This is a genomic window from Arthrobacter sp. JUb119 (assembly GCF_024807995.1).
Classification (GTDB): domain Bacteria; phylum Actinomycetota; class Actinomycetes; order Actinomycetales; family Micrococcaceae; genus Glutamicibacter.
On record NZ_JANUFE010000010.1, the window covers coordinates 1 to 21,408 of the forward strand.

At 63.1% G+C, this 21,408-nt stretch carries 18 protein-coding genes and 1 pseudogene; 8 read left to right on the forward strand and 11 right to left on the reverse strand.

The annotated features are described in order from the left end of the window. The 3 genes and pseudogenes from M2368_RS18020 to M2368_RS18030 all read left to right on the forward strand — a co-directional run. Positions 1 to 118: pseudogene (locus M2368_RS18020) on the forward strand (acyl-CoA desaturase); the annotation flags it as partial. 464 nt (positions 119 to 582) lie between these two features. Beyond that, complete coding sequence (locus M2368_RS18025) at positions 583 to 786, forward strand: cold-shock protein (protein WP_105658961.1); 204 nt, start codon at positions 583 to 585, stop codon at positions 784 to 786. Positions 787 to 1,487: 701 nt separating this feature from the next. Continuing rightward, positions 1,488 to 1,928, forward strand: a complete 441-nt coding sequence (locus M2368_RS18030; RefSeq protein ID WP_105662366.1) for a hypothetical protein — start codon at positions 1,488 to 1,490, stop codon at positions 1,926 to 1,928. Between the two features lie 119 nt (positions 1,929 to 2,047). Here M2368_RS18030 and M2368_RS18035 read toward each other — a convergent pair whose 3' ends face one another. Both M2368_RS18035 and M2368_RS18040 read right to left on the reverse strand, forming a co-directional pair. After that, a complete protein-coding gene (locus M2368_RS18035) occupies positions 2,048 to 3,010 on the reverse strand; it encodes a cation diffusion facilitator family transporter (RefSeq protein ID WP_402697699.1) in 963 nt (320 codons plus the stop codon). Continuing rightward, positions 3,007 to 3,438: a transporter substrate-binding domain-containing protein gene (locus tag M2368_RS18040; RefSeq protein ID WP_332727624.1), complete on the reverse strand. Its 432-nt coding sequence runs from the start codon at positions 3,436 to 3,438 to the stop codon at positions 3,007 to 3,009. Before M2368_RS18040 ends, M2368_RS18035 begins: the two co-directional genes overlap by 4 nt. A gap of 350 nt (positions 3,439 to 3,788) precedes the next feature. Between M2368_RS18040 and M2368_RS18045 the strand changes: the two genes are divergently transcribed. Further along, a complete protein-coding gene (locus tag M2368_RS18045) occupies positions 3,789 to 5,018 on the forward strand; it encodes an MFS transporter (RefSeq protein ID WP_498724796.1) in 1,230 nt (409 codons plus the stop codon). A gap of 230 nt (positions 5,019 to 5,248) precedes the next feature. On the opposite strand, the gene M2368_RS18050 is transcribed toward M2368_RS18045, so the two are convergent. The 5 genes from M2368_RS18050 to M2368_RS18070 all read right to left on the reverse strand — a co-directional run bounded on the left by M2368_RS18050 (position 5,249) and on the right by M2368_RS18070 (position 10,356). After that, positions 5,249 to 6,139: an ABC transporter ATP-binding protein gene (locus M2368_RS18050; RefSeq protein WP_498724797.1), complete on the reverse strand. Its 891-nt coding sequence runs from the start codon at positions 6,137 to 6,139 to the stop codon at positions 5,249 to 5,251. Next, positions 6,136 to 7,236 carry a FecCD family ABC transporter permease gene (locus M2368_RS18055; protein WP_105658957.1) on the reverse strand — a complete coding sequence of 367 codons (1,101 nt, stop codon included), beginning with the start codon at positions 7,234 to 7,236 and terminating at the stop codon, positions 6,136 to 6,138. The genes M2368_RS18050 and M2368_RS18055 overlap by 4 nt, the downstream gene beginning before the upstream one ends. Further along, positions 7,233 to 8,342: a FecCD family ABC transporter permease gene (locus M2368_RS18060; RefSeq protein ID WP_105662362.1), complete on the reverse strand. Its 1,110-nt coding sequence runs from the start codon at positions 8,340 to 8,342 to the stop codon at positions 7,233 to 7,235. The genes M2368_RS18055 and M2368_RS18060 overlap by 4 nt, the downstream gene beginning before the upstream one ends. Before the next feature lie 5 nt (positions 8,343 to 8,347). Continuing rightward, complete coding sequence (locus M2368_RS18065) at positions 8,348 to 9,223, reverse strand: siderophore-interacting protein (RefSeq protein WP_105658956.1); 876 nt, start codon at positions 9,221 to 9,223, stop codon at positions 8,348 to 8,350. A 143-nt stretch (positions 9,224 to 9,366) separates the two neighbouring features. After that, entirely contained in the window at positions 9,367 to 10,356 is a 990-nt protein-coding gene (locus M2368_RS18070; protein WP_133833967.1) for an ABC transporter substrate-binding protein, read from the reverse strand. Between the two features lie 133 nt (positions 10,357 to 10,489). Here M2368_RS18070 and M2368_RS18075 point away from each other — a divergent pair, with 133 nt between their 5' ends. Then, the gene (locus tag M2368_RS18075; RefSeq protein ID WP_498724798.1) at positions 10,490 to 12,238 is read left to right on the forward strand and encodes an ABC transporter transmembrane domain-containing protein; all 1,749 of its coding nucleotides are present in this window, start codon (positions 10,490 to 10,492) and stop codon (positions 12,236 to 12,238) included. Continuing rightward, positions 12,235 to 14,016 carry an ABC transporter ATP-binding protein gene (locus M2368_RS18080; protein WP_498724799.1) on the forward strand — a complete coding sequence of 594 codons (1,782 nt, stop codon included), beginning with the start codon at positions 12,235 to 12,237 and terminating at the stop codon, positions 14,014 to 14,016. Before M2368_RS18075 ends, M2368_RS18080 begins: the two co-directional genes overlap by 4 nt. 209 nt (positions 14,017 to 14,225) lie before the next feature. On the opposite strand, the gene M2368_RS18085 is transcribed toward M2368_RS18080, so the two are convergent. From M2368_RS18085 to M2368_RS18095, 3 genes are all read right to left on the reverse strand, one after another. Beyond that, entirely contained in the window at positions 14,226 to 15,269 is a 1,044-nt protein-coding gene (locus tag M2368_RS18085; protein ID WP_133833964.1) for a hemolysin family protein, read from the reverse strand. Continuing rightward, on the reverse strand, positions 15,266 to 16,612 hold the full coding sequence (locus M2368_RS18090) for a hemolysin family protein (protein ID WP_332502756.1): 1,347 nt from the start codon (positions 16,610 to 16,612) through the stop codon (positions 15,266 to 15,268). Before M2368_RS18090 ends, M2368_RS18085 begins: the two co-directional genes overlap by 4 nt. A 661-nt stretch (positions 16,613 to 17,273) precedes the next feature. Then, on the reverse strand, positions 17,274 to 18,062 hold the full coding sequence (locus M2368_RS18095; RefSeq protein WP_498724800.1) for an SDR family NAD(P)-dependent oxidoreductase: 789 nt from the start codon (positions 18,060 to 18,062) through the stop codon (positions 17,274 to 17,276). A gap of 287 nt (positions 18,063 to 18,349) precedes the next feature. Here M2368_RS18095 and M2368_RS18100 point away from each other — a divergent pair, with 287 nt between their 5' ends. Further along, the gene (locus M2368_RS18100; protein ID WP_498724801.1) at positions 18,350 to 18,928 is read left to right on the forward strand and encodes a hypothetical protein; all 579 of its coding nucleotides are present in this window, start codon (positions 18,350 to 18,352) and stop codon (positions 18,926 to 18,928) included. Continuing rightward, entirely contained in the window at positions 18,925 to 20,511 is a 1,587-nt protein-coding gene (locus M2368_RS18105) for a GMC family oxidoreductase (protein ID WP_105662354.1), read from the forward strand. Before M2368_RS18100 ends, M2368_RS18105 begins: the two co-directional genes overlap by 4 nt. Before the next feature lie 17 nt (positions 20,512 to 20,528). Here the strand turns inward: M2368_RS18105 and M2368_RS18110 are convergent, their stop codons facing one another. After that, positions 20,529 to 21,329: an IclR family transcriptional regulator gene (locus M2368_RS18110; protein ID WP_388025876.1), complete on the reverse strand. Its 801-nt coding sequence runs from the start codon at positions 21,327 to 21,329 to the stop codon at positions 20,529 to 20,531. Positions 21,330 to 21,408: the final 79 nt, after the last annotated feature.

Below are 21,408 nucleotides of genomic sequence, written 5' to 3' on the forward strand. Positions count from 1 at the left end.
CACCGTGGCCAGTGTCCGCGAATCCTACGCACAGGTGATCACCTACCTGAACAAGGTCGGGCTATCGGCCCGGGATCCTTTCGAGTGCCCGATGACCTCCGGATACCGAATCCCATAACGGTCTTGCTGCAGGCACAGAACAACGAAATCAGCTCCCCTGGCAGGACTTCGGCTTCCCCTCACAGCAAACCGGCGAGATTAAGCGAGCTCCTCATGGTAGTCTAGATATTAGAGCCAATAAGGAAAATTGAAAATTCCTATTGTTCCTCCCTTGGATTTTTAATAAGCGTTTCCTCGGAATTTTTCCCATGAGAGCGAATCGCATCACTTGAAATATTCGTCCCCACTTCCGTGGTGGGGCAGTCGGTTTGAAACTGCGTTTCTATAGAACCTCTTCGACCGCTATTACATGCGTCTCCAGTGAATTCTTACCCCAGAACTCAGAATTCGATGTTCTGGCTCTCCAAGCTATTCATGCTTGATTAAGTGTCACGGGATGCAACAAAAATAATGGCTTCAGTGCTGCTACGGTGGCACAAGCTCAAATCGCGGCATGCCGCGAATTACGATTTAGGAATACACATGGCTACTGGCACTGTAAAGTGGTTCAACTCCGAAAAGGGCTTCGGTTTCATTGAGCCTTCTGATGGATCCGCTGACGTTTTCGCGCATTACAGCGCAATTCAGAGTTTCGGATTCAAGAATCTTGAAGAAGGACAATCGGTCGAATACAAGCTTGAATCCGGCCCAAAGGGCCCTCAGGCTGCAGATATCCAGGCACGCTAAGCGCGTTTAGGTCGATCATCCCAAAAGCGGGGCAGGCGGTCGACGGGTTCTAACGGTCGTTGCAACATCCTGAACAATCAGGCGTTGCAACGACCGTACCTTTTTACGCCAAAGATCAGCACCCAGCAACCCGACACGGTCCTGAAGAGCAAGACCAACACCGGGCTAGACGCAACGCTTCGATCAGGAGCCGGACTAACGAAAGATTTCAAGCAAAGCGAGACCAACGAGGGTTATATAGCCTACAGTTATATTCCTTCCAAGCACTTGACCGGCTCGTTGATACGCGCCGCTTCAGGCATCTGAGCTTTTTCCGGGACCTGCGCGGTCCAAAACGCTCTGGGTATTGAGTGCAGAATTACTTCGATCCACAGCTTTAAGAGGCGAAACAGGAAAGTGCCCATTCGCTATTCATTCAATTCTTCGACTCTAGTTAGCCCGGCAATCTCGTTCTGCTAAATGGATCTCTGCTCCACTGCTTGCGCAGGGACATCCCACTTGAAAACCTGCGAATTGCACCACATTGGGCATGTGTCCACATAAGGCGCCGCTCGGCGGTTGGAAACAAGATGTATTATCAGAAGAACACTCCACGATGAACACCGAGCGCCAAAGGCGAAACCCGGGGGATTCCGCGGCTTTATGCCGCAGAACTTCGTGGGCGGTCACCTTTCGGAGAGCTGCCATCAGCGGAGGATTAAATGAACATGCCTGAACTAAATATGCGCGCCATGCACCGCGTCGAAAAACTTTTGCATTGCCCCGAGGCCAGAACCCATCTCACTGCGTACGGCTGGATGGAGGGCATGCCCGTGGTATTCGCGCAACGCACTGATCCAGTAGATGAAGTAATGGGCTTCGTATCGGTCCATGGCCGGGCTGTACTCATGGTTCTTGACGATGACCAAACCGATGACCTGCAGCTATGGCACATCACGGTACCCAGCCCGCTGTTTCCCAAAGTTCCCCATTTGCCAGCTGGAACCACCATCAGCGAACTCTGCTCCCGGCAGCACACGGAGAAAATGATGCCCTTTCGCGTCGCTTTCTGGTCCCATAGCGCGGCAATCCATGAGATTCCCTGCTTTGTGCGCAACGACTGGCCTGGCCAAGTAGCCACGTCACCCACCGATATCGGCTAGTCCGGCGGGGCAGCCGAGGCGGGCTGCTAGCTCCAGCGCCAGCACCCTGCCTCGCCGGTTTTCCTCGCCGGATCGCCGTGCTTCCGCTGCGCTCCAGGCGGGGGCCTAGACCTCGAATTTCAGCCCTGCTTGAGGAACTCAGGCAGCTCGGGAACTATCGTCACCACCACGTCATACGCTTTCCAGTCGGTTCCCTCTAGCACTTTCCGCGCTTCCTCGGATTGGGCAAGCGTCACGGTATCGGATTCCGGAACGATGAACGCTTCCGTGTGCTGGACCTGGCCGAGTTCGCGGACCCTCAATCCCGCAGTGCGAACCCAATCCAGGGCATGGAGCTGTTCCTCCATGGCCGGGATCAGCGGGTGCGGATCCGTGCCGTCGACACCTTTGGAACGGCGATCCAGCAAATCCGAGGTTGCGGACTTCGTGCTGTCCCAGCCGTCCTTGAGAATGCCGGCAGCGATCACCAGCGCCGCGGTGGAATCAAGCCACCACAATCCAACGCCGATTCCGGCGACACCGACGATCGAAGCAGCATTGGTCTGCCAGTCGGCCTTGGCCATCTTGGAGTCGGCGTAGAGCAGCTTATTGTGCAGCGGTTGGGCAATCTTGATTTTCAACCGTCCCAGCACCACGGCCGGTGCCGCGATCAGCGCCATGACCGCCATCATGATCCATCCTTGCCATACCGTATGGCCAAACAGGTTCATGGTTCCGATGGTCGGGTGCTCCAGTTTAACCAGAGCCGATACCGATTCGTACGCGAGCATCGCTCCGACGACCAGCAACGCCACTCCTGCGACCAGATGCCCGGCTCCCATGGACCGGTGGTAGCCGTAGGGGTGCGAGCGCCGACGAGCCCTCCGGGTGAACTGCAGTGATGCCAAAAAGGCCAGCTGCGGCAGGACTGAGAGCATGTCTTCGATCCACGCTGTGCGCATGGCCTGCGAATTTCCCACCACTAGTGCCACAAGGGTAATGGTGAGCGCCGTGTATCCGATGCTGATCCACTCGAGCTTCGCAGCGCGCGCCATGAGTTCGCGTTGCTCGGGAGGCAAGTGCGTTCCGGCAGCGTTTTTCATGGCATCTCCTGCGTCTGGTCCAGGAAGTACTCCAGCTCGGACAGGAAAGCATTTTCGCCTGGAGGCACGAGCAGGACTATTTTCCTTTCCTTGCCCTTGGCGTCAATGGCGGTCGTGTAGGGACGAGTGACTCCAGCCTTTTCCGACCACGGCGTCTTGGAGGTGATGCCTCCCGCCACCAAATCCAGCTGGCCTGCTTCCAGCTGCTTCACTAGCTGTTCTTCGCCACCAATGGTCCATTGGATTTCGGCACCTGCATGCTGGGCAAAGTCTTCTATGAGCGCTGGTTCGGCGCCCTGGGGTACTCCATCCCGGATTTCCACGAAATCCGAAGCAGGAGATACTCCGGCCCGAAGCGTCCCGGAACGAACCGTGTCCAGGGTTCCTTCGGGGTCCACCGGCACCGCTGGGAAGCAGGCTGTCGCCATGAAGACGCATCCAAGAGCCGCTGCTGCCTTCACTTGCCGGGTGCGGGACGAACTGTGCCGGAACATCATTCCTCCTGAGCTTGATCGGCCGGGTTGGCCTCCAAACTACTCCGAGGACTCGTGCTGCAATGCAACGCCCGGGAAATATCGGCGAACTCTCAGCTCGCACCTGCAACCTGCCGAAGGAGAATTCGCCCTGGGCTAGTGGATCCAGCCCGGAGTTCCGCCGGCAGGGATTCCCGTTCAATGACACGAATGCCGGATCGCTGCCCGGCCCGTGCCACAATCCGAAGTGGACAATAGCGCCGAGCACCAGTTGGCGCGTCCTATGCGAGGAGGCATCGGCGGCAGTGCAAGCCAAAATGGAACAAGTCCAGCAACGGACCAACGCGGCCTGGATCATCATCGTGGCCTCCGGCGTGGTGGCCGGCCTGCACATCTGGAAGCTCGCCCCCGCGCTGACCGTGATCCAGGACGAATTGGGCTTCTCGCTGATTTTCTCCGGCGTGCTGCTGGGCGTGGTCCAGGTAGCCGGCATGGCCGGCGGCCTGGCCGTTTCCCTGCTTTCGGAAGTCAACTCCCAGCGCCGCACACTGATCCTCGGCTTGCTGCTGCTGGTGCTGGGCAGCGCGCTGGGCGCCTTGTCCCCCAGCGCTCCGCTGCTGCTGGCCACCCGCGTCCTGGAAGGGGCGGGCGTGATCATGGCTACCGTCATGGGGCCGGGGCTGGTGCGCCTCCATGCCCCCATCCGGAACCTGAACATGGCCGTGGGGTGGTGGGCCGCCTACATGGGCATGGCCACCTTCATCGGGGTCTTCTCCACGGCGCTGGTGCTCCAGCACCTGTCATGGCACCTGTGGTGGGGCATCCTCGCGTTCATCACCCTGCTGCCGATTCCGCTGATCCTCAAGTTCGTGGGTGCGGATGAACCCGCCGGATCGGCGGCCCTGCGTGAGGCCGCCCGGCGCATCGCCATCACCGCCCGGGCATCGCGCGTGTGGATCAGCGGCCTGATTTTCGGCTGCTACACGGTGCAATGGATGGCAGTAGTGGGGTTCCTGCCCACCATCTACGAGGAATTCGGCCTGGATCCGGTGGCCGGTGGTTTGGCTTCCGCCGTGGTGGGCGGGCTGAACGCGGTGGGCGCGATCCTCTGCGGAGGGCTGCTCCAGCGTGGCGCCAATGGGCGCACGCTGCTGCTAGCCGGCTTCGCGCTGATGTCCCTGGCATCGTTTTGCACCTTCGCCTTCGACTACCCGCCTGGGTTGCTGTGGATCCAGATGATCTGCGTTGGCTTCTTCTCGCTGGCCGGAGCGGCCATCCCGACCACCATGACCCGCGTGGTGGTCGATCTGGCTCCGCCCGGCGGTTCGGCCCCTGCCTCGATGGGCTTGACCCAGCAGATCTTCAACATCGGCAACTTCACCGGCCCGATGCTGCTGGCATCCGTGGCCACAATCACCGGCGGCTGGAATGCCACCTGGTTGCTGACCACAGGCTTCGCGCTGCTCGGGGCAATGCTGACCTTGCTGCTTTCGCGCAAGAACTCGCCCTTCGAGTCCGCTCGGCGATCCCGGTAGCTGATGCCAGCCCGCGGCGTTTGACCACTGCACAAAAGGCTGCGGGAACTACCCCGTTAGCCAAACTTGCGCACCAAGAGCCCCGGCTATCCGGACCGGTTCCCAAGCAGTCAGGAACCTCGTATCCAGCCAGGTTCATGGGATGGCCTCTAAACTCCCCCACCAAGGCTCAAGCGACCGAGTTGTTGTCCTTGGCAGCATCTTCGGCCATGGGCAATCCCCGACCCGCACTATCTGTCGTCTGATTTCGGCGCGGACTCGTGACGCAGCCTGCCGGGGACGGCGACCATCATCGGACCGGATGTCACCGGATCGGGGTGAATCTCGCAGTGCACGCCAAATGCCTCGCCAAGGCTCTGCGCCGTAATGACATCTTCTGGTGCGCCGGAAGCCAGTATCTTTCCGCCACGCATCATCACCACGGTGTCGGCGTATCGCACTGCCTGATTGATGTCGTGCAGCACCGCGACCACGGTTTTTCCCGCATCGCGTTGCTGGGCGAACAGGTCCAGCAGCTCCACCTGATGGGCGACATCCAGATAGGTTGTCGGCTCATCCAGCAGCAGAATGGGTGCCTGCTGGGCCAAGGTGGTGGCCGCCCAGACCCTCTGGCGCTGGCCGCCGGAAAGCTCGGCCAGCCGGCGGGTGGCCAAGGGAAGGGTTCCGGTCGCGGCCAGTGCAGCGTGGACCGCCGCTTCATCCTGCTCGCTATGCTGGGCCAGCAGCTTCTGATGCGGGAAGCGGCCGCGGGCTACCAGCTGGGCAACGGTGATCCCCGAGGGAGCGATGGCTTGCTGGCTCAACAGCGACACTTCCCGTGCATAGGCCTTGGGCTTGTAGGATGCGATGGGGTTGCCATCCAGCAGCACCCGGCCGGCCATGGGCTTCAGCAACCTGGCCAGCGCGCTGAGCAGCGTGGACTTGCCGCAGCCGTTGGGCCCGATGATCGCGGTGAATTTGCCCGCTTCGAAGGACGCATCGAGGCAATCGATGACTGGCTCACGGCCATATCCCAGCTGCACCCCCTGCACCTCAAGCCGAGGCGCTGGCTTCCGCGCCACCATGCCCGCTCTTACCGCGTCGGCTGCCTGCTGAGCGGGTTCGGTTCCCAATGCGCTCATGCGCGACTCTCCCTTATCAATAGCCAAATCAAATACACTCCGCCAAGGCAGACGGTCACAATGCCGACCGGCAGCTGGATCGGCATGAAAGCTATGCGTGCCACGGTGTCCGCTGACACCAGCAGCAACGCTCCGAAGCATCCAGCCGGAACGAGGTCCAGCTCGGCACGGCCGCTGAGCCGGGCCGAGATCTGCGGGGCCACCAGGGCCACGAAGGCGATCGGCCCAGCCGCCGCGGTGGCCACCGCCACCAGGCCAACTCCTACAACCACCATCGACGCGCGCACCAGCTTGGCATTCACGCCCAGCGAAATGGCCAGCGGATCCCCGCATTCCAGGATCCGGGCATGGCGTTGCAGCAGAACCGCGGCAAGCGCGAAAATGCCAATGCCCAGCAGCGAAGGACCCACTACGGCATTGCCGACCGAGTTCAGCGAACCAGCACCCCATACCGCTGCAGACATGGCTACCTGGCGTTGAGCTGCCAACAGCATGAACGTGTTGGCCGAGGCCAGCATGGCGCCAACGCCAATACCGACCACAATGAGCCGGAACCCTGTGGTCCCGTTGCGGCTGGCGATCATGAAAACCAATGCCGCGGCCGCCAGGCCTCCGGCAATGGAACCCACGGCAATCTGTGCGGCACTCGCGGTGGTGAAAAGCATCAGCGCCAGCGCCGCGGTGTAAGCCCCCGAACTGAAGCCAATCACGTCCGGGCTGCCCAGGGGGTTCCGGGTCAACGATTGGAAGAGTGCACCAGAGATTCCGAGGGCGAATCCGAATGCCAGTGCCAGGACCACCCGGGTCAGCCGCCAGTCGCGGACCACCACTTCATAACGGTGCTCGGAGTTTCCCAGCAGCGCGGGAATCACCTGGTCCATCGGCACACGCACATCCCCGAGGGCCAGGGATATGAGCCCAACCAGCAGCCCGCACAGGGCCAGGGCCGTACCCACCAGCAGCGAGGTGCGATCAAGCCGCCAACTCCAACGGCCACGACCGATCCGCACTTCCCGTCGTCCGGTTGGCACCTGGCACCCTTGCACACGCGCACCGGCTGCCTCAGCCGGTGCTGGGATCAGGGGCTTGAGGCTCATAGGGTACTCGCGTTCTTGCGCCGGGCCAAGGCCAAGAGCACAGGTGCACCGGCAAAGGCTGTGATGATTCCCGCCGAGACCTCCGCATTGGGCAGGATCACCCGGCCCAGGATGTCGGAACCAAGCAGCAGCACAGGGGCCAGGACGATGGTGAAAATCAGGATCCAGCCCTGTTGCACGCCAAACAGCCAGCGCACCACGTGCGGAATCATGAGTCCGACGAAACCAATCGGGCCTGCCAGCGCGGTTGCCGCGCCGCAGAGCAATGTCACCGCGGCGATGACCGCGATCCGCACCGGGGCGATGCGCACGCCCAGCGCCTTGGCCGGAGCATCCCCCAGGGCAATCGCATTCAGCGACCCGGCGCAGCACAGCGCGATGGCAAGGCCCACTGCCACGAAGGGGACAATCAGCAGCACTGCTGGAAGCTCGTGGCCGTTGAGATTTCCTGCGGTGTATACCCGCATCATGTCGAAAATCTGCGGACGCAGCAGCACCAGCGCGGTGGTGATCCCCGACAGCACCGCGCCGAAGGCCACACCAGCCAGCACCAAGGTCGACGGGTCGGCGGCGCGTCCTCCCTTGGAGAGGGTTAATCCGTATACCGCCAAGGTTGCGGCGAGCGCACCGCCCAAGGCCCACCAGATGGCACCGAGCACACTCAGCGAACCGAAAGCAAAACTTGCCATCACCAAGGAGAATTGGGCTCCGGCGTTGACGCCCAGGATGCCTGGATCCGCCAGCGGGTTGCGGGTCAGCGCCTGGATCAGGGCCCCGGCTACGCCCAACGCGACCCCGGCCAGAACGCCCAGGACCGTACGTGGAACCCGCAACTGCCGGATGACCTGCGCCTCATCGGTATTGAAGGAGGGATTGGTGATGGTCTGCCAGGCCACGGACAGGTCGATCTGGCGGCTGCCGAAGGCCAGCGAGCACAGCACCGTGAACGCCAACAGGGCAATCAGGCCGGCAAGCCATACCAGCTTGGCTCCCGGTGAACCCACCAGCACCCGGTGCCGTTGGTCCGCATCGGTACCGGCCGCGCTGCCCGGTGGTGCTGCGCCGGGTGGGGCCAGCAACAGCCCGGGGTCCCGTGTGGTTGCCACCGTGCTCAGAGCCCCAGGCGTGCAAGTTCGGACTCGTATGCGATCAATGCCTCGTCGTGGTCTTCGAAGCTGTCCCAGAGGGCATCAAGGGCCTCCTTTATACCGGCATCCAAGGCATCCCACTGGGCACGCCACTTCTCGGCTTGCTCGACCCAGTAGCCAATCACCTTGTATTGGGTGCTTGGCCACCGCAGTTCCCGGTGCAGCATCTTGCGGATCTCACGCAGCGCAGCGGATTGCCCGGCCACCCAGACGTACGGGCGGGTTTCCGATCCGGCCGCCGCCTCAACCGCCTTGCGTGCCACCTTGGGCAACACGCTGGGGGCCACGCCGTTTCCGGCCACAATCCACTGCACGCCCAGGTTCGGCAAACCCGACAGGTCCAGGCGCGAGGCCTCATCCGGGATCTCCACCACCAGCTCGGTGCGCACCTGTTCACCGGTCAGTTCCACCAGCCGTACCGCGGCCGGCAGCCCGGTCAGGTCGCAGATCAGCACCTGCGAGGTTGCTTCCGGCGGACAATCGTACAGCCCGGTCGGTGAGTTCAAGCCGATCCGGTCTCCTGGTTCGGCGGCCAGTGCCCACGCGGCGGCAATGCCTCCGTCATGGACCACGAAATCGATATCGATCCACCCCTCGCCGCAGTCGCGGATGGTGTAGGTGCGCATTGGCGCGTCCGGCTGCCCCGGAGGCGTGCGCCAGGTATCCCCATCGGCTACCGGAAGGCACAGCAGGCTGCGGTCCTCGGTATGCGGGAAAAACAGGCGAACATATTCGTCGCCGACCCCCGTGCTGGTGAAGCCCTGCACCGCGAAGCGCAGCCGCTTCAGCGTAGGCGAGAGCAGGCGGGTGGATTGCACGGTTGCTTCAAAAATTTCCATGAAAGGATCCTGAATCTGGGGGCGTCGGCTGCTTGAAGTGCGAACGCAGGAGGGGTGGTTGAGCTGCGCTCAGGCGCAGGCAATGGCCGTATCCGTCCGGCCGGGAAACTTGACGGGGCCGGACGGATGCGGCCATGGCTGGATTATCCGGCGAGGTCGCTGCGGACCTGCTGCAGGAACGCTGTGGCGCCCGACGGCGAACCGTAGGCCATTTCCATGTTGTAGGTGTAGATCCGCTCATTCTTCACAAAGGGCAGATCCTTCCAGTAGGGCGACTTGGCCATGGAGGCGATGGACTTGTCCAGCTCGGCCTTCGCATCCTCGCCAACGCCGGTGGACATCCACACCGCGTCCACGTCCTTGAGCCGGTCCAGTTCCTCCAAGCTCAGCGACAGGCCTTTTTCGCGGCTCAACTCGGTGGTCTCCAGGCCAATGGTGTCAAAGACTCCGCATTCGAGGTAGGCGTAGCAGTCGACGTTGACCTTGCCATCCCAGTACCCCAGGGTGGCGACGGTCAGGTCGCCGTTTCCGGCTTCGTCGATAGCGGCTTTGGCTTCGGCACCCGCCTGCTGGTAGTCCTGCAGCCACCGGTCGTACTGGGCCTGCCGGTCGAGGTCCTTGGCGGTCCGCTCGAAGTGCGACTGCCACGTTTCGCCGTCAAAGGCGTTGGTCGTGTAGGTCGGGGCAATGGCCGCGAGCTTCTCATGCACCTCGGCGTCATACCCTAGGCCGTTGAGGATGAAGTCCGGGGCGGCGCCGAGGACGCGCTCGTAGTTGAATTCCGGGTAGTTGGCGAACGGGGTGACCCCCTCCAAGGCTTCCTGGTCGAAGTAGTCCGGGAAGGTAGTGAAGCCGGAGTCGCCGCGAATCGGCTGTTCAGCGGCCAGCGGCACCTCCAGGATGGTCAGGATATCCACGTCGGTGGTGTAGAAACCCAGGGCTGCGGCGGGTTGCTGCTCCAGCGAAACTTCGTGGCCTTGCGGGTCCACGGTCTTCAGCGGGGTTCCTTCGGCCGCCGGGGACGATGGCGCCTGGGAGGCCTCGGAGGACTGGCCGCAGCCGGTCAGGGCCAAGGCCGTGGCGGCAAGCAGCGCGGCTGGGGCCAACAAAGTGCGAGTGATCTTGCGGGTCATGCGGGTGATCCTTAAACGGTCGGCCGCCGGGTGCGTGGACTGCGAGGTCCCACGGAGCGCACCACAAATCGGCACTTAGCATAGGCTAGCCTATGTGAGTTACGAAAATAATTAATAGCATATTATGGGTAGCATGTCCTCATCTATGCTCACCGGGCGCACTCTGCTGCGCGGCATGCTGCGAGCCGAACGCGGCCGCATCATCGGCGCCATCGCCCTCCTTTCCTGCTGGACAGCGGGCGAAGCGCTTGTCCCCGCGCTGGTCGGTGCCACCATCGACCACGCCATCGCCGGGCAGAGCTTGCCGCTGCTGGTGGTGTGGCTCGCCGCCCTCGGCCTGTGCTTCCTCATGCTGTCCTCCGGCTACCGCTTGGGTGCACGGCTGGGCAACTCCGGAATGAACCGCCAGGTGCACCTGATGCGAACCCGGATCGCCGAGCATGTCATGGACCCCGGCTATCGGCCTGCCACCGCACGGATGCCCGGGGAAATTGCTGCCATCACCTCGGTGGACACCACCGTCACCGCGACGATCATCCGTCAGGCTTCCCTGGGCTTCAGCGCCTTGGCGGGCCTGCTGGTCTGCGCCGGATACCTGCTCTGGGCCAACCTCTGGGTTGGCCTGGCGGTGCTGGCCATCACGCCACTGGGCATGGCCGCCCTGCGCTGGCTGACCCCCAGATTGAGCCGGGCCAGCGACCGGTTGCAGTCCGATATCGCCGCATCCGGCGCGGCGGCCGCCGATCTCATGGCAGGAGTCCAGGTACTGCGTGGCATCGGCGGCCAGGACCAGGCATCCGAGCGCTACCGTGCCGCCAGCCGCAGCGCCGCCACCGCGGGGGTGGCCTCCGCTTCGGCCACCGGACGGATCGAGGGCGCCCAGGTATTGATCTCGGGGCTGGTGCTGCTGTCCGCCGCCAGCCTGGGCGCCTGGCAGGTTGCTGAAGGAGCCATGGGCATCGGCACCTTGCTGGGTGTGCTGGGCGTGGCCCAGTTCTTGTCCACGCCGCTGGGCACCCTGGTCTCAACGGTGGAAGCCGGCACCCGGTCCATCGCCGCGGCGGATCGCGTTGCCGCATTGCTGGCCGACGGCGGGCGGCAACCCGGAACCCGGCGTCCGGCAGCTGAGCCGGATGCAGCACTTGCCTTGGATGTGCCCGGGCTTGGCGAACGCCCGCTGGTTTTCGTGCCCGGCAGGTTCACCGTGCTGGTCTGCGCCAACGACAGCATGCGCCACCGGCTGGCCAAGCTGCTCAGCGAAGGCTCGGAAAATCCTGGCACCGCGGCAGTCCGCGAAGGTACAGCGGCGGCGGCTGCCGCGCGGCTACTGGTTGATGGAATCGACGCCGCGCAGATCGATCCCGCCTACCTGCCGCAGCTGCTGCGCATGGCCCCGCATCAGGCGCACCTCATCGAGGGCAGCGTGAAGGAAAACATTGTGGGCGACGCAGCGCTGCCCGACCCGCAGACCCTGCAGCTGCTGCTGCGCGCCAGCGGCGTCGACGAGCTGCTGGGCACGCTGCCCGATAGGCTCGAACACCAGGTCCAGGGCCGTGGACATAACCTTTCCGGCGGCCAGCGTCAACGCATCGCACTGGCCCGCGCATTATCCGGCGGACCGTTGGCGCGCGTGCTGCACGATCCAACCAGCGCAGTGGATTCGGTCACCGAGGCGAACATCGCCCAGGGCCTGGTCCAGCTGCGCGCGCATGCCGCCAGCAACGGAGCCGGGGCAGGCACCTTGCTGGTGCTGAGCACATCCCCCACCCTGCTGCATGCCGCAGATGAGGTGCTTTTCCTCGCGGCCGATGGAAGCATCACGCGTTCCACCCACCGCGCACTTGCAGAAAATACGACCTATGAAAAGGTGGTCGGCCGATGAGCGCTGTTCACGACCGGGCAGAACCCTCCGCTCCCGCCCTGCCGACCGCCAGCGCCGCTGCGGCCTGGCGGGCACTGCGGCGAACGCTTCGCCCGCACCGCCTGCTGATCACCTGGGCATCCGTGATCACCCTGGCTGCCTCCGCAACGGCCATGGTCCCGCCGTTTGCCATTGGCATCCTGGTGGATGCGCTGGGCACCGGCGCACCGGGCTCCGCCCTGGTGTGGTGCCTGGCCTCCATTGCCGCCTCCTTGCTCGGCGGCGCGCTGCTGACCTGGTACGCCCGGGTGCTGTACGCGCGCATTGCTGAGCCGACGGTGGCCACGCTGCGCGAGGACGCGGTAGAGCACGCGCTCCACCTGGAGTCGGGAATCCTGGAGCGCGCCGGTGATGGCGAGCTTGTCTCGCGTGTCTCGGATGACTCGCGCCTGATCTCCCAGGCAGTAGCCTGGCTGCTGCCCGCGTTGTTGTCCGCCGGCACGCTGCTGGTGCTGTCGGTTCCAGGGCTGTTCACCCTGCACTGGGTGCTGGGGCTCACCGGGCTGATCGCTGTCCCGATGTACCTGCTCTCGCTGCGCTGGTACCTGCCACGCAGCGCACCGCTCTACCGCGAAGAACGCGAGATCCTCGCTCGACGCACCAATACCTTCTTGAACGCATTCCATGGCCGGGCTATGCTGCATTCGCAAGGCTGGACGCAAACGCAAATCGATGCCCTTGAACACGCAAGCGACGATTCACGCCACGTCGCGGACCGGGTTTTCCGCATGCTGACCCGCTACTTCGCACGCAACAACCGGGCCGAATTCATCACCATGGCCGCGCTGCTGACCTCGGGGTTCTTCCTGGTCCAGGCCAATGCAGCGACGGTTGGCGCTGTCACCACCGCGGCTCTGCTCTACCATCGGCTGTTCGACCCGATCTCCGAGGTGGTCACCTTGTTCGACATGCTCCAGGAGGCGGGGATCGCGTTGCGCCGGGTGACCGGAGTGTTGCTGGCCGCTCGGCGCACCCCGCTGGCCAGATCCGCGGTTCCCTCAGCTTCTTCCCCTGCCGAGGGACTGACTCTAAGTGGTGTCAGCCACCGTTTTGAGACCGGCCCGCAGGTCCTGGGCAATCTCGACCTGCATCTGCGCGATGGCCAGTGCGTCGCCTTGGTCGGTTCGACCGGCGCCGGGAAATCCACAGCAGCCAAGATCTTGTCCGGCGTCATCGAGCCGAGCTCAGGCACCGCCGCGTTGGATGGAACCGCGCTGGCCGCCCTGGACACCGCGACCCTGCGCCGCAACATCGCATTAATTTCGCAGGAGACCCATGTCTTTGCGGGAACTGTCCGGGAAAACTTGCTGCTGGGATCCACGGCGCCGTGCACCGATGCCCGGATTCAGCAGGCGTTGGAAACCTGTCACGCTGGCTGGATTAATGCACTGCCCGAAGGCCTTGATACCCTGCTCGGCTCCGATGGGCATCAATTGACGGCCCACGAACAACAGCACCTGGCGTTGGTCCGCATTGAGCTGCTCAACCCGCGCATCATTGTGATGGATGAGGCCACGGCCGAGTCCGGTTCCAGCAACTCGCGGACCCTGGACATGGCCGCCGCCGCGCTGGCTGCCGGGCGCACCGCCTTGGTGATTGCCCACCGTCTCTCCCAAGCGCGTTTGGCCCACCGGATCATTGTGATGGAGCACGGTCAGATTATCGAGGATGGCAGCCATGAGGAATTGCTGGCAGCCGGTGGGCGCTATGCCCAGCTCTGGGCCGCGTGGGAAGGATAGTTCACGTTCTCCTGGCAGCCATGTTCAGTCCGACGTCGAATAGCTGCTGGCTACGGGCTTCGCACCGCTCGGGGCGGCGCTGGTGCTCTCGCGCAGGATTCCCCCTATGCCAAGGCGCCGTGATGCCCTGGACGAGCAGAGCTGGAGGCCCGAGATGTCCCATCCTGCCTCCAGCCCCTGCCCGGTGCTTTATTGTCCGGCTTGCGCGGCTAGCTTGCGCTGCGGCGCTCGTCCCTGATCTGGCCGACCAGTTCGGCGAGCATGTCCTCCAGGGTCACCATGCCGGTGACCTTGCCCGTTTCGCCATCACGCACCAGGGCCAAATGGGCTCCGGAGAGCTGCATTTCCTGCAGCGCGGTGCGCACGCTTTGCTGCTGCCCGAAGGACGGCAGCTCGCGGATGCCGCTGCGCTGCAGCGGCTGCGTCCGGGCTTGCGCGTCGGCGCCCAGCACGTCCTTGACGTGGACATAGCCCACCGGGGTGCCGCCGGCGTCCACCAGCGGGAAGCGCGAGAAGCCGTGCGCGGCCGCCGCCTCGATCTGCTCTATCGTGGCATCCACCGGCAAGGTCTGCACCTCATCGAAGCTGATCGCCACGGACTCGATGCTCCGGGCATCGAAGTGCAAGGCGCCCAGCAGCAGCTGCTCGTCATGCGCATCGAGCAGGCCTCCCTCCCGGGATTCGGCCACCATGGAAGAGACCTCGTCGCGGGTAAAGGTGCTGGCCACTTCGTTCTTCGGAACGACGCCGAAAATCCGCAGCACCAGGTTGCCCATGGCATTCATCAGCCACAGCACCGGGCGCAGCACCTTGACCAGGATGACCATGCTCGGGCCCAGGATCAGCGCCATGCGCTCGGGTCCGGCCAAGGCCATGTTCTTGGGGACCATCTCGGCAAGCACCACGTGCAGGTAGGTCACCGCGATCAGCGCAATCGCGTAGGACAGCGCGTCGATCATGCCTGCCGGAACGCCGATGGCTTCGAAGGGCCCGGCCACCGCGTACTTCACCAGCGGCTTGGTGACATAGCCCAGCGCCAGCGAGCAGACGGTGATGCCCAGCTGGGCACCGGCCATGACCAGCGAGACGTTCTCGATGGCCCACAGCGTCATCTTGGCGCTGCGGCTGCCTTCCATGGCCTTGGGCTCGATGATGCTCCGGCGTGCGGAGATCAGCGCGAATTCGGCGCCGACAAAGTAGAAGTTCGCTGCCAGCAGCGCGACCGTCACCAGAATTCCCATAAGGTCGCTCATCGCGCGTCCTCCCCTTCTGCCTGCTCGGACACCGTCACATCGACACTGGCGATCCGCTGCCCATCGGTGGCGTGGATGGTGAATTCAAGTTCCTTATGCGGTCCACCGGGCTCGCCCGGGACCACGAGGCGCACGACATCGCCCACCTCGCCGAACTTGCCCAGCTGGACGGTCAGCAGTCCTGCCAAGGTCTCGTAGTCCGAGTCCTCGGGGATCTGGCAGCCCAGCAGCTCATTGGCCTCATCCGGCCGCAGTGCCGCATCCAGCCGCCAGGAGTTCCCGGAGAGCACCTGGATGGTGGAATCCTCCGGGTCGTGCTCGTCGCGCACTTCGCCGACGATTTCCTCCACGAGGTCTTCCAGCGTGAGCATCCCGGCGACGTCGCCGGTCTCGTCGATCAGTACCGCCAGTTGCAGCCCGCCGTTGCGCATCTGGTCCATCAGCTCATCGAGCTCGATGGTATCCGGGACCAGGAAGGCATCTTCTGCACTGTCCCCTGCCGCGGACTGCTGCCGCTGGGCGTAGGGGATGGCGAGCAAGGCGCGGATGTGCACCATGCCCAGCACGCGGTGCCCGCCCTCGTCCACCAGCGGGAAGCGGGAATGCCCGGTCCGCGCGGCAAGCTCCAGCACTTCGTGCACCGTTTCCTGGGCGGTCACGGTGATCATCCGCGACCGGGCGGTCATCACATCATGGGCCCGGCGGTTGCCGAAGGCCACGGTCCGGCGCAGCATTTCGGCAGTTTCCGAGGGAAGCAGTCCCTCGCGGGCCGAATGCCCCACCAAGGCCACCAGTTCCTCGGCCGAACGGGTCGAGGCCAGCTCTTCTTGCGGCTCGATGCCGAAGCGGCGGACAATCCAGTTGGCGTTGCCGTTGAAGAATGAAAGGAAGGGCTTGGTCACGACGCTGAAGCCGCGCTGGAACCCCACCACTGCCTTGGCTGTTTCGAAAGGCTTGGCAATGGCCAGGTTCTTGGGAACCAATTCGCCGAAGACCATGGTCAAGATGGTGGCCAGGATCAGCGCAATGGCAATGGAGACCGAGCGGGCCAGGGTTTCGTCGAGGCCGAAGTCCTGCAGCGGCCCGACGACCAGGGCCGCGATGGCCGGCTCGGCGAGGAAGCCGATGCCGAGGTTGGTCAGCGTGATGCCCAGCTGGGCGCCCGAAAGCTGGGTGGACAATGTTTCCATGCCCTTGAGAACACCGGAGGCACGGCGGTCGCCGTTCGCGGCGGCCTGCTTGACCTGATTCCGGTTAACCGTGATCAGCGCGAATTCAGCGGCAACGAATAATCCGCAACCGAGAATGAGGAGAAGCGCTATGAGTAGCGAGATCCATTCCAATTACATGCACCCCCTGACCTGCGGAGCCTGGCCGGCATGCCTTCCGGGCAGAGGGTTGGAACTATGAGATCTACTGTCGCCTGAAGCGTCCATCATTCCCTTCCGACCGGAGTATCTTCCTCCGGCCTGCTGTGTTCCATCAATTATCCGGCATGCTGCGCGCCAAATTGGTTGAACCGTACAATTGTTTGCCCAATCCCCTGCTCTTGCATAGAGATTTCACAAGATTACCGGCAGCCGAGCTGATCGGCTATGCCGGAGATTCAACAAACCTGTATCTTCGGTTCAGATCCATTGGCTTCTTTTAAGTCCGCGAAATACGCTGGTCCGGCGCATGGCGCCCAAGAAGGAGAAGCTCTATTTCCGGGCGCTACCGTCTTCGGCGGTTCCTGACGGGCGTGGCTCACTGGCGTATTGCTCTTAGCTTCTTCCAACGACCTGGACACGCAGTTCAACTAGGCCGAAGACCCGCAGAATTTCGTCATCGTCAGGCACGGCTCCCAAGAATGCGGACGTCGAAGGGCTGACTACCGCTTGCTTGAAGATGCGCAAATGCCTGGGCGGTGGGCACTGAGCCGGCCGCTTGCCGGCTCACCCAACAGCGAAGAGGTTCGCCGCGGAGCTACAGTGCTCCATGGCGAACCTCGTCAATGCCCATGCGTCAGGAGAAGTTGATGCCGCCATCGATCAAGACAGTCTGGCCAGTCATGTGGTCCGAGTCCGGCCCTGCCAAATAACTCACCAGCTTGGCGACGTCCTCCGGCTCGGAAACACGGCCAGCCAGAATGTTGTCCGCCTGCGCCTGCAGGGCACTGCCCCTCGGGGTTCCTTCACGCGCCGTGAGCCGCTCGTCAATCAAATCCCACATCGCGGTTCCCACCACGCCCGGCGCATAGGAATTGACGGTGATGTTGTGTTTGGCGAACTCCATGGCGGCCGCTTGGGTCAGTCCTCGCACCGCCCATTTGGTGGCCGAATACGAGGCGAGGATGGGAAACGGACGGAAAGCAACGATGGATGCCGCGCCAATGATTTTCCCGCCGCTGCCCTGCTCAATGAAGCGCTTGGCCGCCAGCTGGTAGGAATAGAAGACGCCTTTGATGTTCACGTCGAGCATGCGGTCCAACGCCTCGGGTTTCACGTCCAGGATCTCGTCAACCTGCGCAATGCCGGCGTTGGCCACGAACACCGTCAGGTCGCCCAAGACTTCGGTACCCTCCTTGATCATCCGTTCCACGTCTTCGGGGTTCGACACGTCTCCGGCTACCCCGACCGCACGGCGCCCGCGCTGCTGGACGGCGGCGATGACCTCATCCACGTTCTCCTGGGCTCCCGGGACATCGGCAACGATGATGTCCTGCCCATCATCAGCCAGGCGCTCGGCGATGGCCCTTCCAATCCCTCGTCCTGCTCCGGTGATGAGTGCGACCCCTGCGGTGGATCCTGCCATGGTGATTCCTCCTGTTAGATGCTGCTCGGACTTTGAAGCGGCCCCTTGGCCCGTCGAGTCTGCCCAGCTTGGGGCCCGCGCTCGCTCCGGGGATAGCTTCGTTCTCGCAGAGCGATAATGCCCGCAACGTGGCGCCGAGCGAGTTGCCGGGCCATTCTCACCAGCCGATAACGACGCTGGCAGCACTGTGACGTGCACTACATAATCCAAGTAAGGCTTCACTGCCGGTTTCCCTGCAGAATCAGCGCAGGAACTGACCTAACCGTCTAATAATCGAGGTGACAACAATGGTGTTCCCAGCAAAATATTCATCTCTCAACGCCCTGGAGCTCTCGGATGAGGCTCGGCGGATCTTGACCCGGATCATTCGGGTTTCGTTTCCGCACCCGCAGTTCCCGGATGGGCCCTACGAGCGCATGACAGAGAAAATCATCGAGGCTTCAGCCGAATCCAGCTGGTTCCGCATGGCTTTGACCCAGGGCTTGATGACCCTGGATACGCTCAGCGAAGAGCATTTCCTGGATCTTCCCGATGACCGTGCACTGGCGGTGCTCAAGCGCATCGCGGATCTGGAGTTCTTCGCCTTCATCCGCCGCACCGTAGTCCTCAATTTCTACGATGACCCCGAAGTGCATCTGGCCCTGGGCTACGAAGGCGAATCCTTCTCCAAGGGCGGCTACGTGAACCGCGGTTTCAATGATCTGAATTGGTTGCCCGAACCGCGCATCGAGGAAAGCGGAGAGCCCGTACAAGACCAGGGCCCGCTTCCCTACGCCGTGAAAGCCTACGCACCGGAAACCAGCAGCAAGCCCGTGGACAACGTCCTGGGTGATTCAGGAATCCTCGAGGAAGGGACAACCCGATGAGCACCGAAGAGCAATCGGCAGTGCACGACCATGACGACGACTCGGTAGTTGTCGTCATCGGCTCCGGCGCCGGCGGCGGAACTTTGGCCCATGAGCTGGTTTCCAAGGGCGTCAAGGTGGTCATGCTGGAGGCCGGCCCGTATCTGAAGAATGAGGACTACCACCAGGACGAATGGGCCGCCTTCAACCAGATGGCTTGGCTGGATCCGCGGACCACCTCGGGGTCATGGCGCGTGGCCCGCGACTTCCCCAATCTGCCGGCCTGGATCGTCAAGGCGGTCGGAGGCACCACCACCCACTGGTCCGGGGCCACCCCGCGATTCAAGGCACATGAGTTCAAGGCGCGCAGCACCTACGGCCGGGTCGACGGGGCCAACCTGCTGGACTGGCCCATCACCCTGGACGATTTGGCACCGTACTACGACCGTGCCGAGCAGAAGATGGGCAGCACCCACCGCCACGGGCGTCCCCCTCTGCCGGCCAACAACAACTACAAGGTTTTTGCCAATGGGGCCCAGCGCCTGGGTTACCGCCAGTACGCCACCGGGCCCTACGCAACCAATGCCGAACCCTACGACGGCCGCCCAGCATCCATCCAGGATGGGTTCAACTTCCAGGGCGACAAGAACAAATCCAAATGGTCCACAATGGTCTCGGAAATCCCGAAGTCGCTGCGCACCGGCCTGCTGGATTTGCGTCCCGAATCGCATGCTGTTCAAGTTACCCATACTGCTGCCGGCAAGGTGGACGGAGTCATCTACATAGATTCCGAAGGGAACCCGCAGCGCCAAAAAGCACGCATCGTGGCGGTGGCCGGCAACGCCATTGAAACCCCTCGCTTGCTGATGCTGTCAGCTTCGCCGCTGTTCCCCGATGGATTGGCGAACTCCTCGGGCCAGCTGGGCCGCAACTACATGCGCCACACCACCGGCAGCGTCTATGCCAAGTTCGACCAGCCGGTGAACATGCACCGGGGCGAGACGATGGCCGGGCTGATTGCCGACGAATCCCGCCATGATCCGGATCGCGGATTCTGCGGTGGCTATTACATGGAAACCATCGCGTTGGGGCCGGCGTTCCTCGCCAGCTTCGTGGAGCCCGGCGGCTGGGGACCGGAATTCACTACGCTGCTGGACGACTACTTGAACACTGCGGGCATGTGGATTACCGGTGAGGATATGCCGCAGGAAAGCAATCGAATCACGCTGAACAACACGGTGAGCGACCGCTTGGGCCTGCCGGTGCCGAATGTCCATTTTGACGACCACTCCAATGACCTCGCCATGCGAACGCACGGCTACCAGCAGGGTTCGCTGCTCTTCGAGGCAGTGGGCGCGCGGTCCACGCACCACACTCCCCCGTACCCGTCGACGCATAATCTCGGTACGGCGCGAATGAGCCAGCGTCCTGAAGACGGGGTGGTCAACGCTTTCGGCCAGGCCCATGATGTTGCGAATCTGTTCATCTCCGATGGCTCGCAATTCACCACTGGAGCCGCGGCCAACCCGACCTTGACCATCGTGGCGCTGGCCATCCGCCAGGCCGAGTACATCGTCGAGCAAATGGCCCAGGCCAAGTTGTAGGCTGTCCGGGCACCTCGTTAGTCGGCGCAAGCTGCGCCTAGCATCGAGGTGCCCCGCAGCGCGCGGCTCACCCGCGAAGCCACATCGCGCAGCAGGACGGAGACGTCTCGGTGGCGGGTCTGGAATTCGGCCGGGTCCATGGAAACTGCCACCGATCCGATGACTTGCCCGGCGCCCGTGGTTACCGGGGCGGCCATGCAGGAGGCGCCTCGGATGAATTCTTCGCGTTCGATGGCAATGCCGGTCTCGCGTACGGCGTCCAGTTCTGCGGCAAAGACCTGCGGATCGCAGATGGTCGCGGAGGTCATCCCGGGCATGCCGTGCTTGTCCAGGTAGGCGTGGCAGCGTTCGGCATCCATGGCCGCCAACAGCACTTTGCCGAAGGCGGTCGCATGGGCACCATTGTTGAACCCGAAGCCCATGGGGGTGATGCGCGGGCGCAGTGGCGACTCAACGACGTGGGCCACCACGATATCTTCTCCGCGGTGCACTGCGTAGTAGGCGGCGGCATCGGCCCGCACATGCAATTCGCGGATCAAGCGCGCCACCGAAGGCGGTGTGCCTACCTGCCGGCGCAGCGAGTTATCCAGGGCGTGAAGCTTGTAGCCCAGGGCATAGAGCCCTTCATCGCGCAGGTGGACCAGGTGGCCCGACACGGTCAAGGTCTTGAGCAGGCGATAAACGGTAGGCAAGGGCATCTGCAGTTCTGCAGCGATCTCCTTGGCAGCCATACCCCGGTTATGCGCGGCCACCACGTCCAGCAAGGCGAATGCTTTTTGAACTGAAGCAAGGCCAGCTAGTGAATCGTTATATCCCATAACCCCATCTTGTCGAGGTGAGCTGGGAACTTCAATATGAGTCGCAGCTGCCGCTGGCCTTGCCCCAGCAATTTCAGGG

What these genes read in the sequence shown, in the direction of transcription:
- M2368_RS18030 (WP_105662366.1), top strand. Translation starts at nt 1,488, where the DNA reads ATGAACATGCCTGAACTAAATATGCGCGCCATGCACCGCGTCGAAAAA.
- M2368_RS18110 (WP_388025876.1), bottom strand. Translation starts at nt 21,329, where the DNA reads ATGGGATATAACGATTCACTAGCTGGCCTTGCTTCAGTTCAAAAAGCA.
- M2368_RS18095 (WP_498724800.1), bottom strand. Translation starts at nt 18,062, where the DNA reads ATGGCAGGATCCACCGCAGGGGTCGCACTCATCACCGGAGCAGGACGA.
- M2368_RS18040 (WP_332727624.1), bottom strand. Translation starts at nt 3,438, where the DNA reads ATGGCGACAGCCTGCTTCCCAGCGGTGCCGGTGGACCCCGAAGGAACC.
- M2368_RS18035 (WP_402697699.1), bottom strand. Translation starts at nt 3,010, where the DNA reads ATGAAAAACGCTGCCGGAACGCACTTGCCTCCCGAGCAACGCGAACTC.
- M2368_RS18105 (WP_105662354.1), top strand. Translation starts at nt 18,925, where the DNA reads ATGAGCACCGAAGAGCAATCGGCAGTGCACGACCATGACGACGACTCG.
- M2368_RS18055 (WP_105658957.1), bottom strand. Translation starts at nt 7,236, where the DNA reads ATGAGCCTCAAGCCCCTGATCCCAGCACCGGCTGAGGCAGCCGGTGCG.
- M2368_RS18080 (WP_498724799.1), top strand. Translation starts at nt 12,235, where the DNA reads ATGAGCGCTGTTCACGACCGGGCAGAACCCTCCGCTCCCGCCCTGCCG.
- M2368_RS18085 (WP_133833964.1), bottom strand. Translation starts at nt 15,269, where the DNA reads ATGAGCGACCTTATGGGAATTCTGGTGACGGTCGCGCTGCTGGCAGCG.
- M2368_RS18050 (WP_498724797.1), bottom strand. Translation starts at nt 6,139, where the DNA reads ATGAGCGCATTGGGAACCGAACCCGCTCAGCAGGCAGCCGACGCGGTA.
- M2368_RS18070 (WP_133833967.1), bottom strand. Translation starts at nt 10,356, where the DNA reads ATGACCCGCAAGATCACTCGCACTTTGTTGGCCCCAGCCGCGCTGCTT.
- M2368_RS18065 (WP_105658956.1), bottom strand. Translation starts at nt 9,223, where the DNA reads ATGGAAATTTTTGAAGCAACCGTGCAATCCACCCGCCTGCTCTCGCCT.
- M2368_RS18075 (WP_498724798.1), top strand. Translation starts at nt 10,490, where the DNA reads ATGTCCTCATCTATGCTCACCGGGCGCACTCTGCTGCGCGGCATGCTG.
- M2368_RS18025 (WP_105658961.1), top strand. Translation starts at nt 583, where the DNA reads ATGGCTACTGGCACTGTAAAGTGGTTCAACTCCGAAAAGGGCTTCGGT.
- M2368_RS18100 (WP_498724801.1), top strand. Translation starts at nt 18,350, where the DNA reads ATGGTGTTCCCAGCAAAATATTCATCTCTCAACGCCCTGGAGCTCTCG.